Origin of the sequence: Mesorhizobium sp. M8A.F.Ca.ET.207.01.1.1 (assembly GCF_004794715.1) — a bacterium.
In the GTDB taxonomy this organism is placed as follows: Bacteria; Pseudomonadota; Alphaproteobacteria; order Rhizobiales; family Rhizobiaceae; genus Mesorhizobium.
The window spans coordinates 30895-44346 of sequence record NZ_SRUS01000019.1 but is presented as its reverse complement, the minus strand read 5'-3'; the positions used below and the strand labels follow the sequence as shown (position 1 = coordinate 44346).

At 64.0% G+C, this 13452-nt stretch carries 12 protein-coding genes; 6 read left to right on the top strand and 6 right to left on the bottom strand.

Annotation, left to right across the window (positions count from 1 at the left end; all coding sequences use genetic code 11):
* Nucleotides 1-181: 181 nt before the first annotated feature.
* Nucleotides 182-655 carry a transcription elongation factor GreA gene (greA, locus tag EN850_RS32155; RefSeq protein ID WP_023671981.1) on the bottom strand — a complete coding sequence of 158 codons (474 nt, stop codon included), beginning with the start codon at nt 653-655 and terminating at the stop codon, nt 182-184.
* 267 nt (nt 656-922) lie between these two features.
* Nucleotides 923-1459 carry a tetratricopeptide repeat protein gene (locus EN850_RS32150; protein ID WP_127873473.1) on the bottom strand — a complete coding sequence of 179 codons (537 nt, stop codon included), beginning with the start codon at nt 1457-1459 and terminating at the stop codon, nt 923-925.
* A gap of 142 nt (nt 1460-1601) precedes the next feature.
* Here EN850_RS32150 and EN850_RS32145 point away from each other — a divergent pair, with 142 nt between their 5' ends.
* The 4 genes from EN850_RS32145 to EN850_RS32125 all read left to right on the top strand — a co-directional run bounded on the left by EN850_RS32145 (nt 1602) and on the right by EN850_RS32125 (nt 5182).
* Nucleotides 1602-2027 (top strand): DUF3775 domain-containing protein, encoded by a 426-nt coding sequence (locus EN850_RS32145; protein WP_127281208.1) that lies wholly within the window; start codon nt 1602-1604, stop codon nt 2025-2027.
* Nucleotides 2028-2226: 199 nt separating this feature from the next.
* Nucleotides 2227-3252: an extensin family protein gene (locus tag EN850_RS32140; protein ID WP_246689309.1), complete on the top strand. Its 1026-nt coding sequence runs from the start codon at nt 2227-2229 to the stop codon at nt 3250-3252.
* 112 nt (nt 3253-3364) lie between these two features.
* Complete coding sequence (locus EN850_RS32135; RefSeq protein WP_136092890.1) at nt 3365-4171, top strand: extensin family protein; 807 nt, start codon at nt 3365-3367, stop codon at nt 4169-4171.
* A gap of 303 nt (nt 4172-4474) precedes the next feature.
* Nucleotides 4475-5182 (top strand): LssY C-terminal domain-containing protein, encoded by a 708-nt coding sequence (locus EN850_RS32125; protein ID WP_136092888.1) that lies wholly within the window; start codon nt 4475-4477, stop codon nt 5180-5182.
* Nucleotides 5183-5189: 7 nt separating this feature from the next.
* On the opposite strand, the gene EN850_RS32120 is transcribed toward EN850_RS32125, so the two are convergent.
* Complete coding sequence (locus tag EN850_RS32120) at nt 5190-6212, bottom strand: NAD(P)-dependent alcohol dehydrogenase (RefSeq protein WP_136092887.1); 1023 nt, start codon at nt 6210-6212, stop codon at nt 5190-5192.
* A gap of 124 nt (nt 6213-6336) precedes the next feature.
* On the opposite strand from EN850_RS32120, the gene EN850_RS32115 reads away from it, so the two are divergent.
* Nucleotides 6337-7251, top strand: a complete 915-nt coding sequence (locus EN850_RS32115) for a LysR family transcriptional regulator (protein WP_135884174.1) — start codon at nt 6337-6339, stop codon at nt 7249-7251.
* Nucleotides 7252-7330: 79 nt separating this feature from the next.
* Entirely contained in the window at nt 7331-8641 is a 1311-nt protein-coding gene (locus EN850_RS32110; RefSeq protein WP_136092886.1) for a hemolysin family protein, read from the top strand.
* Between the two features lie 42 nt (nt 8642-8683).
* On the opposite strand, the gene EN850_RS32105 is transcribed toward EN850_RS32110, so the two are convergent.
* The 3 genes from EN850_RS32105 to EN850_RS32095 are packed head-to-tail and all read right to left on the bottom strand — an operon-like array spanning nt 8684 to nt 13258.
* On the bottom strand, nt 8684-10003 hold the full coding sequence (locus EN850_RS32105) for an HlyD family type I secretion periplasmic adaptor subunit (protein WP_136092885.1): 1320 nt from the start codon (nt 10001-10003) through the stop codon (nt 8684-8686).
* 1 nt (nt 10004) lies between these two features.
* On the bottom strand, nt 10005-11741 hold the full coding sequence (locus EN850_RS32100) for a type I secretion system permease/ATPase (RefSeq protein ID WP_136092884.1): 1737 nt from the start codon (nt 11739-11741) through the stop codon (nt 10005-10007).
* A 35-nt stretch (nt 11742-11776) separates the two neighbouring features.
* Nucleotides 11777-13258, bottom strand: coding sequence for a family 16 glycosylhydrolase (locus tag EN850_RS32095; RefSeq protein ID WP_136092883.1), 1482 nt, complete (start codon nt 13256-13258; stop codon nt 11777-11779).
* Nucleotides 13259-13452: the final 194 nt, after the last annotated feature.

Here is a 13452-nt window from a genome sequence, read left to right as displayed (position 1 = left end):
ATTGACGGTTGTAGCCGGAGGGGCAGCGGGCGACTTCGCCAAGCCTCGGGCCGGATGGCCATCCGGCCCGAGGCTCAGTCGCTTCCATCGCACAAAAATCATCTCGTGCAGATACAAGGGGCGGCGCAAACCTTCGCGCGAATAGCGCCTGTCAGCGCGGAGCCGCACCCAGCCGACGCCCTCAGATAAACTGCACCTGGACGATTTCGTACCCGCGTGCGCCACCAGGCGCGTTGACCTCGATGGCGTCGCCGACTTCCTTGCCGATCAGCGCGCGCGCGATGGGCGAAGAGATCGAGATGCGGCCGGACTTCACGTCGGCTTCCTGGTCGCCGACGATCTGGTAGGTCTTCTTCTCCTCGGTGTCCTCGTCGACCAGCACCACGGTGGCGCCGAACTTGACCTTGTCGCCGCTGAGCTTGGTGACGTCGATCACCTCGGCGCGCGCGATATAATCCTCGAGCTCGTTGACGCGGCCCTCATTGAGGCTCTGCGCCTCTTTCGCGGCATGGTATTCGGCATTTTCGGACAGGTCGCCATGCGAGCGCGCCTCGGAGATCGCCTCGATGATGCGCGGCCGCTCTTCCTGCTGGCGCCAACGCAGTTCTTCCTTCAATGACGCGAACCCCTCGCCTGTCATCGGGACCTTGTTCATAGTGCCTGACCTTTCCTGCCGCCGCCCCCGCGTTTCGGGGGAAGCCTTGTCGTTGGGTACAAAAAGAAAACGGTCCGGCAGCCTCGGGCTAACGGAACCGTTTCACCGCAATTTCCCTGAATATAGCAATCTTTGCGGGCTTTTCACGCTCAAAAATCGGTTTTGCCAAAATCATCCCTTCTTTTGTCAGCGAAGGTGGCTGTGGAATGGAGCGAACAAAAACGGCCGCGATCGCTCGCGGCCGCTTCGAGAAACCATGGTGCCCGATCAGCTCCTCATGAAATGTTCGATCTGCTCGGACAGCATGCCGTATTCGCGCGAACCCTTGCCGGTGCGCTTTTCGATCTCCGTCAGCTGCTGCTGGGCGCCGGCCAGGTCACCGATCTGTAGATGCGCCTCGCCGAGATATTCGCGCACCAGCGTGTAATTCGGGTCGATGCGCAGCGCTTCCTCGTAGTAGCCGAGGCCGACGGTAACGCGGCCGGAATGGCGGTGCGAATAGCCGAGATAGTTGAGGATGCGCGGATCCTGCTTGTTGGCGGCCAGAACGAGAACCGAGATCGCCTCGTCGTAGCGGCCGGCCATCGCCAGTGCATGGCCCGCATCATAGATGCTGTCGTCGTCCAGCATGCCTTCCTTGGGCGGCACGCATTTCTGCTTCTTCTTATCCCAGACCTCGCCCTTTTTGCATTGGGTGACAGTCTGGTCGCTGCCACCGCTGCTGCCGGCGGCAAACGCCGGAACGGCGAGGAACTGCAGAGCGACAAGCGCGCTCGCCGCCTGGATAAGCACTCTTTTATGCATGGAAACCTCCTGAGGCTGTGACAATGCCACACTAACGCCGAGCAGTCCGCGTTTCATCCCGGAAAAAAGCCCGCCTGGAGAACATGAGGTGACGGATGCCGCAAATCCGGTATCATCCGGCAAACGACTGACGGAGAGGCCCGTGCAGCGGCGGCGTGAAAAGACCTGGGATCTGACGATCGGACCCGACACCGTGCGGCTGTTCATTCTCAAGGCCAAGGCGCTGAGCGCGGCCGTTAACGAGGACTATGCCGACGGCGCCGAACACGAGGTCGAGTTCGACGGCGACAGGCATGACAACCATCACCATGACGGCCTTGCCGAGGAAAGCTCGGAAAACCTCACCGAGGAAGAGCTGCGCGAGCTGATCAACGACCTCAATATCGACGAGGCGGCCGAGCTGATCGCGCTGGCCTGGGTCGGCCGCGGCGACTACGACCCCTCGGAATGGGCCGAAGCGGTGGCGACGGCGCGGGAGCGGGCCAACAAACGCACGGCGAAATACCTGCTCGGCATGCCGCTGCTCGCCGACTTGCTGGAAGAGGGGCTGGAAGCGATCGGCGCGTAACGCGGAGGTAACCGATTGTGATCGGGTCGAAGGGCCTGTCCAGGCAACTTCAGCCGACCGGCGCCGTTTCCGAGCGATGGCAACGCTGAGCTTTTCCCGATTCTGCACTCTGGCGCTGCTTTTGGCGGCGGCGGTTCTGCTGGTAACGCCGGCCGACGCCAGACATCGTCACAGACACCACGGGCCGCTAAGCCCGCGCGTGGATCAGCCGCTGACGCAGCGGGCCGACCAGCCGCTGCGGCCAAGAGGCAAGCGACAGTCGAGAGCGCGGGTCAGGCAGCATATCGCGCCAAAACCCGCACCGCAAAAAACGCAAGATGCCCAGCCGTCCGCCGATGTTCCGGTGCCCGAGCCACGTCCGGCGGACGCCCCAAAGGTAGACGCTCCAAAGACGCAGGACCGGAACACCGAAGGTCCAAAGAGCGGCGGAGCGCCCGATCTGCTCAAGGACGAAGAGTCCCATCAGAAAAGCCAGACACCGCCCGAACCACCAGCCGAAACGGACAGCGAGCCGGAGCCGCCAGCCGTGGTGCCAACACCGACGCCTAAGCCCGACACCACGACGCCCGAGCCTCAGCCGCCGGCCGTCGCCCCCCAGCCGACGCCAAAACCGGCGGAAGCGGGCGACGAGGAGAAGATGCTGCCCGATCCGCGCTCGGCCGATCTCCCCGCCGACAAGATGCCGGCTGAGGAAGTCGCCTGCCGCGAGCGCCTGAAGACGCTCGGCGTCGAATTCGAGGACCACAAAGCCGAGAGCAATCCCGAAATCGGCTGCTCGATCCCCTACCCGATCGTGCTGAAGTCGCTCGGCAAGTCGATCGCGATTGCCCCCGGCACCGAACTCAACTGCCCGATGGCGGAGGCGGCAGTGCGTTTTGCCGCCGACGTCATCCAGCCGGCCGCGAAAGCCGAATTCGGCGCGGACCTGAAATCGATCAGCCAGGCATCCGCCTTCGTCTGCCGGCCGCGCCACGGCACGCGCAAACTGTCGGAACATGCTTTCGGCAACGCGCTCGACATCGCCAGCTTTACGCTGTCCGACGGCAAGACGATCGAGGTCGGCCCGACACCGCCGGAAAAGGACGGCAAATTCCTCGACGCCGTGCGCAAGGCCGCCTGCGGACCATTCAAGACCGTGCTCGGCCCCGGCGCCGACGCCGACCACGCGCTGCACTTCCATCTCGATCTCGAACCGCGCCGGCATGGCGGCACGTTCTGCCAATAATGCGGCTGTTACAGGCTCGCTGCCGCATTTCAGCCGCAGGCGTGAACGCGGGCGCTGAGTTTTCCTTTACCCTTGATCGTTAAAATGCCGGATATCCAACAGGATTCCGCCAATGGCCGGCACATTTCGCGCCGTTTTCCGCGCCGCCGCGCGGCAACTGAAACCTGCATCGCTGCTGGCCGCCGGTCTGGGGACGGCCGCGGTTTCGGCCTGCAACACTGGCAGCGTGCTGTCGTTGCAGCCCGCCGTCGATGTCGGCTCGCAGACCGCGGCCGTGCCGCAATATACGGGCATGCAGAGGCTTGTCCCGTCCAATCCCTACATGACGCAGGCCGCCTATCCACGCATGGATGAACCGATGTCGCCGGTGGAGCAAATCCCAGCCAGCGAAACCGATTGCCGCCAGCAGCTGAAGCGCCTCGATGTCGCCTACACCGACCTGGCGCCGATCCATGAAGGCCAGTGCGGCATCGACTATCCGGTCAAGGTCACCGCAATCGGCAGCATCCAGATGAAACCCGCCGCGACGCTGACCTGCGAAATGGCCGCCACCTTCGCCGCCTGGACGAAGAACGAACTCGTTCCCTCCGCCCGCTGGCGCTATTTCTCCGGCGTCAGGACCATCCACCAGGGCTCGAGCTATTCCTGCCGCAACATTGCCGGTGAGGGCGTGCTGTCCGAGCACGGCAAGGGCAACGCGCTCGACGTCATGAGCATCGAACTCAACAATGGCGATGACATCGACGTGCGCAAGCCCGGCCTGTTCGCCTTCCGCACCCGGGGCTTCCTCAACAATGTGCGCGCCGACGGTTGCCAGTATTTCACCACCGTGCTCGGCCCCGGCTACAATTACGACCACCGCAACCATTTCCACTTCGACATCAAGAACCGCAAGAACGGTTATCGCGCCTGCCGGTAGAGCACCGCAATCAAGGACGATGGAATTTAGCCGGAGCCGGTACTTCGTCATCCTAGGGTGGAGCAGTCGCGAAGCGACGTCGCGGAGACCCTAGGATCCATGCCGTGACCCCTGAGCAGGTGCGACGGTGAGATGCTATCAGAAGAACGTGTGTCCACTCTCAGGCAGTTCCGCTCATTCTGAACCGCTGTATTCTTCGGCCGTTGTCGTGGCATGGATCCTAGGGTCTGCGCTGCGTCGCTTCGCTCCTTGCTCCGCCCTAGGATGACGAAGGCATGGTGGCAGCAACGAGACAGTGAGTAGATGATCCACGGAAGCCTTCGACGACGCATTACGATCTGGGTAGCGGCCTTGTTGGCCGCCTATGTGGCGCTCGCCTATGTCGCCGCGCCGGAATTCTGGACATTGCGCGATCGCGGCTTTCGCAACCAGCGCTTCGAAATGGTCACCCACACGCCGCAAGGCATTCCCGGCGATCCCATCAATGTCGGCCTGGTCGGTACGGAGAAGGAGTTGGTGCACGCTTTCGCCGTCGCCGGCTGGGACACCGCCGACGCCGTCACCTTGAGGACCGCCATCGATATCGGCGAGAGTGTCCTGTTTTCCCGCCCCTATCCCGATGCCCCGGTGAGCCGCCTGCTGTTCGAGGGCCGCGCCCAGGAACTCGCTTTCGAAAAGCCGGTCGGCGACAGTGCTGACCGGCGCCACCACATCCGTTTTTGGCGGACGGATACGGTCGGCGACGATGGCAGGCCGCTCTGGCTGGGCGCCGCCAGCTTCGATCGCGGTGTCGGCTTGAGCCACGACACGGGCGCCATCACCCATCATATCGGTCCCGACATCGATGCCGAACGCGACTTTGTGATCGGCGATCTCAATGCCGCCGGCCTATTGTCCTCGACCAGCGACCTGGCGGGCATCGGCGCCACCAAAACCGGCCGCAACGGTGGCGGCGACCCCTATTTCACCGATGGCAGGGCGATCGTCGGCGTGCTGAAGCAGTTGCGGTGATCACAGGTCAGGCCGTGGCGATGACGATCTTGCCGAACGGCCCCTTCTCCAGATGCTCGAAGGCCCGCGGCACCTCGTCGAAACCAAAGACCTTGTCGATGACCGGCTTGATCGCCAGCGCCTCGATCGCCTCGTTCATCCGTTCGAAGGCGCGGCGATGGCCGATCGAAATGCCTTGCACGACAATACGGTTGCGCAGGAAGGGCACGATGGGAAAGCTGAGTTCCATGCTGCCCAGCAGGCCGATGATCGACAGCCGCCCATCGGCGGCCAACGCGTCGAGCGATCGCCGCGCATTGTCGCCGCCGACCATTTCGAGGATATGGTTGACGCCGGCGCCACCCGTCAACTCACGCGCCACCTCGTCCCATGCCGGTTTGGCGCGATAGTTGATCACCTGCCAGGCGCCGAGCGTCTTTGCCCGCTCGAGCTTGCCGTCGCTGCTTGACGTGACGATGGCGCGCAGGCCGAAGGCGTGGGCGAATTGCAGCGCAAACAGGGAAACGCCGCCGGTGCCCTGGATCAGAATGGTCTGGCCGGGCACCGGTCGTGTCGCCTCGGCCATGGCGAACCAGGCCGTCAGCGCCGCGATCGGCAGCGTCGAAGCCTCCGCATCGTTGAGCGAGGGCGGCGCCAGCACGGCGGCGTCCTCATGCAGGAGCAGATAGTCGCTCAACGTGCCGGGCAGCGACGATCCCAGCGTGTGCTGGTGCAGCACCGGCGGCGCATCGCCATCCGGCCAGTCGGCAATCACCTGCCCCAGCACGCGCTGGCCGGTCCGGAAACGGCTGACACCGCCGCCGACCGCCACCACTTCGCCAACGGCATCGGAGGTCGGCACGAATGGAAAGGCAAGGTCGGGGATCAGCACGCCATCGACGATCATCCTGTCCTTGTAGTTCAGCGATATGGCCTTGATCCGCACCAGCAGTTCATGCGGCCCGGGCTCGGGAACCCTCCCTTCGGCCAATTCCAGCCTGGGCAGGCCGAAGCCGGTCATCCGCCAGGATCTGTTGATGTCGCTCTTCATTGCGTCTGCTCCCGATTGCATGGCTGGCGGGATATTTACGCAATTTTACTGTGGAAAAAAGCGCTTCCATGATCCATAATCGGAAACGAGTTGGTGATCAGATTTCTACAATTGGAATAGATCGATGGAATCCGCGGATCTGCAAGGCATCGTCGCCTTTGTTCAAACGATCGAGGCCGGAAGCTTCACCGGCGCCGGCGAGCGGCTGCGCGTGACGAAATCGGCGGTCGGCAAATCGGTCGCGCAGCTGGAACAGCGCCTTGGCATCCGCTTGCTCAACCGCACCACGCGCAGCCTCAGCCCGACCAGCGAAGGCCTGTGCTATTATGAAGCCTGCGTCAGGGCGCTGTCCGAGATCGAAGCCGCCCAGGCGCTGCTGGCCTCGCGCCGGCAGGTGCCCTCGGGCCGCCTTCGGGTCGACCTGCCCTCGGCCTTCGGCCACCGCTGCGTGGCGCCTGTGCTGTTCGACATTTCCAGGCGATTTCCCGATCTGGCCATGGAGATTTCCTTCAACGACCGCCGCGTCGACCTCATCGAGGAAGGCATCGACCTCGCGGTCCGCATGGGCGACCTCGACGACAGCCTGTCGCTCGCCGCACGCCGGCTCTATACCCAGCGCTCGGCCATATGCGCCGCCCCCGCCTATCTCGACAGAAACGGCAGGCCACGGACGATCGAGGACCTCGCCGGCCATGACCTGATCGGCTACACCCGCAACGGCGTCGCCCACGCCTGGAGCATCAGGCAAGCCGATGGCCATGTCGCGAAATTCACGCCGCGGGCAAGGCTGGTGCTCGACAATGGCGAGCCGATGCTGGGCGCGGTCCTTGCCGGATGCGGCATCACCTTCCTGCCGACCTGGCTGGTGGCGGACAGCCTCAGGAGCGGCGCGCTGGAAATGGTGCTGGTGGACACGCTGGTCGAAAACATTTCCGTCCATGCCATCTGGCCGGTGACACGAGCCTTGACGCCCAAGGTGCGGGTCGTCGTCGACGCGCTGGTCGCGCACTTCTCGTCGCCGCCCTGGGATGCCGTCTGATCGGCCCGTATCGCCGTCATCTTTTTAAAATGGTCGCCGACTATTTTCGAAAGCCGTGCGGCAATGCTATTGACCCCTCATGTTATACGTTGAAATCGCCACCGTGGTCGTCCTCATCTGCGTGAACGGCCTTCTGTCGATGTCCGAACTCGCCATCGTCTCGTCGCGGCCGGCTCGCCTGAAGGCGATGATCGACCGCAACGTCAAGGGTGCCGGCCGCGCTCTGGCGCTTGGCTCCAATCCGGGCAAATTCCTGTCCTCCGTGCAGATCGGCATCACGCTCGTCGGCGTGCTCTCTGGCGCCTTTTCCGGTGCCACGCTCGGCCAAAGGCTGGCGCAATATCTGGCCTCGACAGGCATCCGCGAGACCATCGCCGATCCGCTCGGCGTCGGCATCGTCGTGGCCATCATCACCTACGCCTCGCTGATCATCGGCGAACTGGTGCCCAAGCAGATCGCGCTGCGCGATCCCGAGCGCGTTGCCGTGAGAGCCGCGCCGGCGATGACCATCCTCGCCACCATCTCGGCGCCTCTGGTCTTCCTGCTCGACATTTCGGGCCGTACCGTGCTCTGGCTGCTCGGCCAGCGTGGCGAGAGCGAGGAAAAGGTCACCGACGAGGAGATCAAGATGCTGGTCGCCGAGGCTGAGCATCACGGCACCATCGAATCCGACGAGCGGCGCATGATCGCCGGCGTCATGCGGCTTGGCGACCGCGCCGTGCGCGCCGTCATGTCGCCGCGCACCGATGTCGACTGGATCAACCTGCAGTCCGATGAAACCACCATCCGCAAGCTGCTGATGGACACCCAGCATTCGCGCCTGCCCGCCGGCGACGGCGGGGTGGACGCCATGATCGGCGTCATCCAGACGCGCGACGTGCTGGCCGCACTGCTCGGCGGCCGCGCGCTCGACCCGCGCAAATACGTGCGCGCGGCACCCATCGTGCACGACCAGGCCGACGCCCTTGACGTGCTGCAGAAGCTGAAGGAGAGCGACGTGCCGATGGCGCTTGTGCATGACGAATACGGCCACTTCGAAGGCATCGTCACGCCCGCCGACATTCTGGAAGCCATCACCGGCGTCTTCCGCTCGGACCTCGAGGCCGGCGAGGAAGAAAGCGCCGTCCAGCGCGACGACGGCTCATGGCTGCTCGCCGGTTACATGCAGGCGGACGAGATGGCCGAGGTGCTGGGCATCGACCTGCCGGAGAACCGCGACTACGAGACCGTCGCCGGCTATGTGCTGTCGCACATGCACCATCTGCCGGCGACCGGCGAGTGCGTCGATGCGCAAGGCTGGCGCTTCGAGGTGGTCGACCTCGACGGCCGCCGCATCGACAAGCTGATCGCCACCCGCCTGGCCAGCGGCCACCGCGAAGTGGTGCGCTGACCGTTCAAATGTCCAAGCGCCGGTTGACTGCCGGTCCTCGATCTACTGCTCCGCGAAAGCGCGCGAAAATGAATCGAGCATCGGCCGCGAGAGATACTCCAGGAAAGTGCGATCGCCCGTGCTGATGAACGCCTCGACAGGCGTCCCGGGATAAAGCTGGTCGCGCCTCACGCCGGGCGGCAGGTCGGCGGCAATCGTCAGCTTGGCGCGGAAATACGGTTCTCGCGTGGCCGGATCGATGAGCCGATCCGCCGAAATCTGTGTCACGGTGGCTGAAACCTCGGGCGTGAGCCGCGCGTTCAAGGCGGACAATCGCAGTTTCGCCGGCTGGCCGACACGGACCTGATCGATGTCCTTCGGCCGCAGCTTCGCATCGACGACCAGGCCAGACGCGGTGGGCAGGATTTCCATGATCTTTTCGCCTGGGGCAATCACGCTGCCCTTGGAATTGTAGGTCGATGACACCACGATGCCTGCCGCCGGCGCTTTGATCGTCGTTCGCCGCAGCACCGCCTCCGCCGCCCTGATCTGTTCCTCGACATCGGCCAGATTGGAGCGAACGTCGTCGAGTTTCGTCAGCGCCTCCTCGACGCGTTGGGTGGTCAGGCGCTCGGTCTGCTCCTGGGCCTCCACGATCTGGGTATTGGCCGTCGCCAGATTGGCCTCCAGCATCCCCGCTTGCCCGATGAGATCGGCCTCGCTGCGCAACAGCTGGGAGTATTCGGTACGGTTGGTGAGGCCCCTGTCCAGCAGGCTGGTCTTGATGCCGAGTTCTTTCTTGACGACTTCGGCTTGTTGCTGAATGGCCTGTTTCTGGGCCTGCAATCCCACCAGCGACTGCCGGTGCATGGCGACCCGTTGTGCCAGGATAGATTGTTCCGACCGGAACCGGGCGAGCCTGGCGTCGAATTCCTTTTGCTGTTCTCGAATCAGGATCTCGAAATCGGACTGGAAAGGTGCCGGCGCCGCTTCGGCGATTGGCGCCAGCCTGTCCAACCCGTCGCGTTCCGCCTCCAGCCGCGCCGCACTTGCCCTGAGCGCGATCGACTGTCTTGTCAGCCGGTTGAGCTCGGCCTGCGCAGCCGTTGGATCCAGCACGACCAGATCCTGGGCCAGTTGCACGCGATCGCCTTCATGGACCAGCAGCGCCTGGACGATACCCCCCTCGCGATGCTGGATCTGGATGTTTCCGCCGGTCGCCGAGATCGTGCCTTGCGTAATCACCGCTCCCGACAAGGGGGCGCTGACGGCCCAGTAGCCGAAGCCGCCCGCCAGCAGCGCCATGGCTGCATAGCCGGTGAGGGCCACGCGTCTTATGTCGGTGCGTGGCTGGCTGTCCCAGGCGATGCTCTGTGTCGTCATCTCACGATCCGAAACTGCCGCCCGCGCGGATCGTCGGGACGAACGACCCGGTCACCACCGTGCTCTGCTGGACGCCCTTGCCGATGACCGAGCGCCGCAGTATCTCGCTGCTTGGCCCGAAGGCTTCGATCATGCCGCCGCGCAAAAGCATCACGCGATCGCAAGCAGCGGCGATCGAAGGCTGATGGGTGATCACGATGACCGTGACGCCGGCCGTCCGCGCGGCCGAAAGCGCCGCCTCGAGCGCTGCCTCGCCGCTACCGTCGAGATGGGAACTGGGCTCGTCGAGCACCAGGAGCCGCGGATTGCCGTAGAATGCACGCGCCAGCCCGATCCGCTGGCGCTCGCCGCCCGACAGCGCCCTGTCCGACGGGCCGATCATGGTCTGGTAGCCGTCGCGCTGCGCCAGGATCAGCTCATGCACCTGGGCGCGCCGTGCCGCGTCCACGATCGCGGCATCGTCCGCCTCCGGATCGAAGCGGGCGACGTTTTGCGCGATCGATCCCGGAAAGAGCTCGACCTCCTGCGCGAGGTAGCCGACATGCTTTCCGAGCTGGCTTTCGTCCCACGTCCCGAGGTCGGCGCCGTCGATCCTGATGGAGCCGCCGGTCGGCTGGACGGCACCCACGAGCAGCCGCGCCAGCGTCGATTTGCCGGCGCCGCTCGGGCCGACGATGGCCAACACTTCGCCGGCGCCGATCGCGAAATTCAGCCGCTTGAGGATGGGCTCCGTGCCGGGCCGGGCATTCGGCGCCATGAAGAAAACATCCTGCGCGGAAATCGCGCCTGCCGGATCGGGCAGGATCAGTTTTCGCGGCTCGGCCGGACGCGCCGCAAGCGCCTTTTCCAGCCGCGTCCACGCGCGCCGGACGTCGGCGATCTGCCGCCAGGCGCCGATCAGCTGGTCGAGCGGCTGCAGCGCGCGGGACGAGACCAGCGACGAGGCGAAGATCATGCCCGCCGTCATCTGCCCTTGAAGCACCAGCCATGCGCCAGCGCCGAGGATCGCCAGCTGCAGCATCATGCGCAACGCCCGCGAGGCGCCGCTGAAGATTGCATTGGCGCTCGAGGAGCGGTCATGGAAGGCGAGCGCCGCCGCTACGTGCCGTCCCCAGACCCGCGAGGCATTTTCCACCATGCCCATGGCGCGCAGCGTCTCGGCATTGCGGGCAAAGGCCTGTTCCGCCTGGCTGGCCAGAGCCGAGCGCTCCGTGGACAAGGCGTCGTTCCGGCCGATGGCGAGCTGGTTGGCCACGACCAGGAAAATCAGAAGCACCGCGCCGGCGACCGTCACCCAGAACAGCACCGGATGGATGAGATAGAGCAAGGCAAGGAAGACAGGGGCAAAAGGCAGGTCGAACAGCACCGCCACACCGCGCGACCTGATGAAGGCGCAGACCGAGGCGAGGTCGCGCAGCGGCGACAGGCCGCCAGCATATTTTGCTCCGAGCGAAACGGCGAAGGTGCTGGCACCCAGCTTGCGGTCGACGGTCGCCGCGACGCGCTGCGTGTAAACCGCCCGGATCGCGTCCAGCAGCCCGAGGAAGGCGAGCGCGAGAACCGCGATGCCCGAAAGATAGACAAGCGTCTCGACGCTGGAGGACGGCAGCACGCGGTCATAGACCTGCAGCAGGTAGAGCGGAATCACCAGAAGGAGGATGTTGATCAGCAGCGAGAAGACGCCGACATCGGCGATGGCGCGCATGAAGACCGGTCGCAGGCCGGAGGGTCCGGTCATTTGCGCATTTCCCGCCGCTGCATGATCCCGGGACCTTATACGTGGCCCCCGAATTCGGAACCGCCGTGCAGCGTGCTGCTGGCGATGCTATGCGTGGCGGTGCTGCTGGTGAGGTGCAGGGCGCTCGCCGGCGCGTTGTCCAGCGTATAGGCCCGGATGTAGTCGATCTTCATCTCGGCAGGTGTCGCCAGATGATCGGGAGGCGCGCCGGCATAGCCGCCAACCGCGAGATCGGCCAGCATGTACATGGGCTTGTTCATGTCGGATGGCGTCGCCGCTTCCGCGACCTGCACACCGTCATAGGTCCAGACGAGCTTGTCCGGTGTCCAGAGCAGGCCGTAGGTGTGGAAGCCGGCGGTATCCATGGTATTCACCGTCGACGAGACCTTGGTGTGCGTTCCCGTTTCATTCGAGTGCGCCGTCATGATCAACGAGTTCGGGTCCTGCCCGCGCGTTTCCACGACATCCAGCTCGGGCGGCCACGAACCGTCTTCCGGCAGCAGCCAGAAGGCCGGCCAGGCGCCAGCGTTCTCGGGCAGGTCGGCCCGCATTTCGAAATAGCCGTAGGTTTGCGAGAAGGTGTCATGCGTGGTGATGATGCCTGACGTGTATTCGTAGTTGTTGATCAGCGGCTTGATGTCGGCCGGCGCCTGCGCGGCGGTGATGGTCAGCACGCCGTTGTTCACGCTGAACGGGTGGACGGAGCTCGTCGGCGCGTAATTGGCGTCGATGTACCATTGCAACTCGCCATTGTTGGTCAACGTGCTGCCGTTGGGCGCTCCCCACGAGAAATTGGTATCCCATGTGCCGCCCTGGTCGTTGTGAAGATTGAGCGAGTTGAACTCGTCGCTGAACGACAGCTTCATTGCCGACATGTCGATCGGCAGTTCGAACTGGCCGGGCTGCATCTTGTCGATGGTCGTGTCCTTGAACTCGAGAATCTCACCGGATCCCAAATTCAACAGCACGTTCGATCCCGCCTGGATCATGTTGGAATGGATGGCGTCGAACGACGTGAACCCATAGCCATTGAGGCGGACCGTGTCGGTGGCGGCAAAATTCGCGATCAAGTCGCTTCCATTGCCCTTCGAGACGATGAACGTGTCGTGACCGCCGCCGCCGTCGATCAGCACATCGTTTCCCGCGCCGCCGTCCAGGGTCTGGTGTCCGACCGTGGCGGTGATGATGTTGTCCAACCCATTTCCGAAGGCATAGTTGTTGGCGTGTGTGACGATGAGGTTCTCGACATTGTCGGGGAGCTTGTAGCTCATCCATGTGCTGATCGTGTCGATGCCTGCGCCAGCCGCCTCCGCCACCTTGTTGCCGGCCCCATAGAGGTAATAGATGTCGTCACCCGTGCCACCATGCATGGTGACGTTGACATTGCCTGCGCCATAGAAGGAGTCATTTCCGGTGCTGCCGTACAAGTCCGGCCCGGATCCCGCCGCCGAGTACCAATGGCTGGAAGCGCCGCTATAGGGAAGAGGAACGCCCACGGCGTTGACGAAGAAGCTCATCGGATAAACCCTTCTCGTGATGCCTGGCCAGTTCGCATCGTTCGATTCCCGCCGGCCGCATCCGGACCAACGTTGCCTTGCACGATATCGTTCCAGGAATTTGCCACATAGTCTGTCATAGCATCGACCATTCGGTGACATTTTCTGAGCGGACAGCACAACAGACCAACATAAAGTCTATGGACCGTAATCAC

Bases quoted from the DNA above. Each gene is read 5' to 3' on its own strand.
- EN850_RS32105 (WP_136092885.1), bottom strand. From the start codon at position 10,003: ATGACGACACAGAGCATCGCCTGGGACAGCCAGCCACGCACCGACATA.
- EN850_RS32120 (WP_136092887.1), bottom strand. From the start codon at position 6,212: ATGAAGAGCGACATCAACAGATCCTGGCGGATGACCGGCTTCGGCCTG.
- EN850_RS32115 (WP_135884174.1), top strand. From the start codon at position 6,337: ATGGAATCCGCGGATCTGCAAGGCATCGTCGCCTTTGTTCAAACGATC.
- EN850_RS32150 (WP_127873473.1), bottom strand. From the start codon at position 1,459: ATGCATAAAAGAGTGCTTATCCAGGCGGCGAGCGCGCTTGTCGCTCTG.
- greA (WP_023671981.1), bottom strand. From the start codon at position 655: ATGAACAAGGTCCCGATGACAGGCGAGGGGTTCGCGTCATTGAAGGAA.
- EN850_RS32095 (WP_136092883.1), bottom strand. From the start codon at position 13,258: ATGAGCTTCTTCGTCAACGCCGTGGGCGTTCCTCTTCCCTATAGCGGC.
- EN850_RS32135 (WP_136092890.1), top strand. From the start codon at position 3,365: ATGGCCGGCACATTTCGCGCCGTTTTCCGCGCCGCCGCGCGGCAACTG.
- EN850_RS32100 (WP_136092884.1), bottom strand. From the start codon at position 11,741: ATGACCGGACCCTCCGGCCTGCGACCGGTCTTCATGCGCGCCATCGCC.
- EN850_RS32125 (WP_136092888.1), top strand. From the start codon at position 4,475: ATGATCCACGGAAGCCTTCGACGACGCATTACGATCTGGGTAGCGGCC.
- EN850_RS32110 (WP_136092886.1), top strand. From the start codon at position 7,331: ATGTTATACGTTGAAATCGCCACCGTGGTCGTCCTCATCTGCGTGAAC.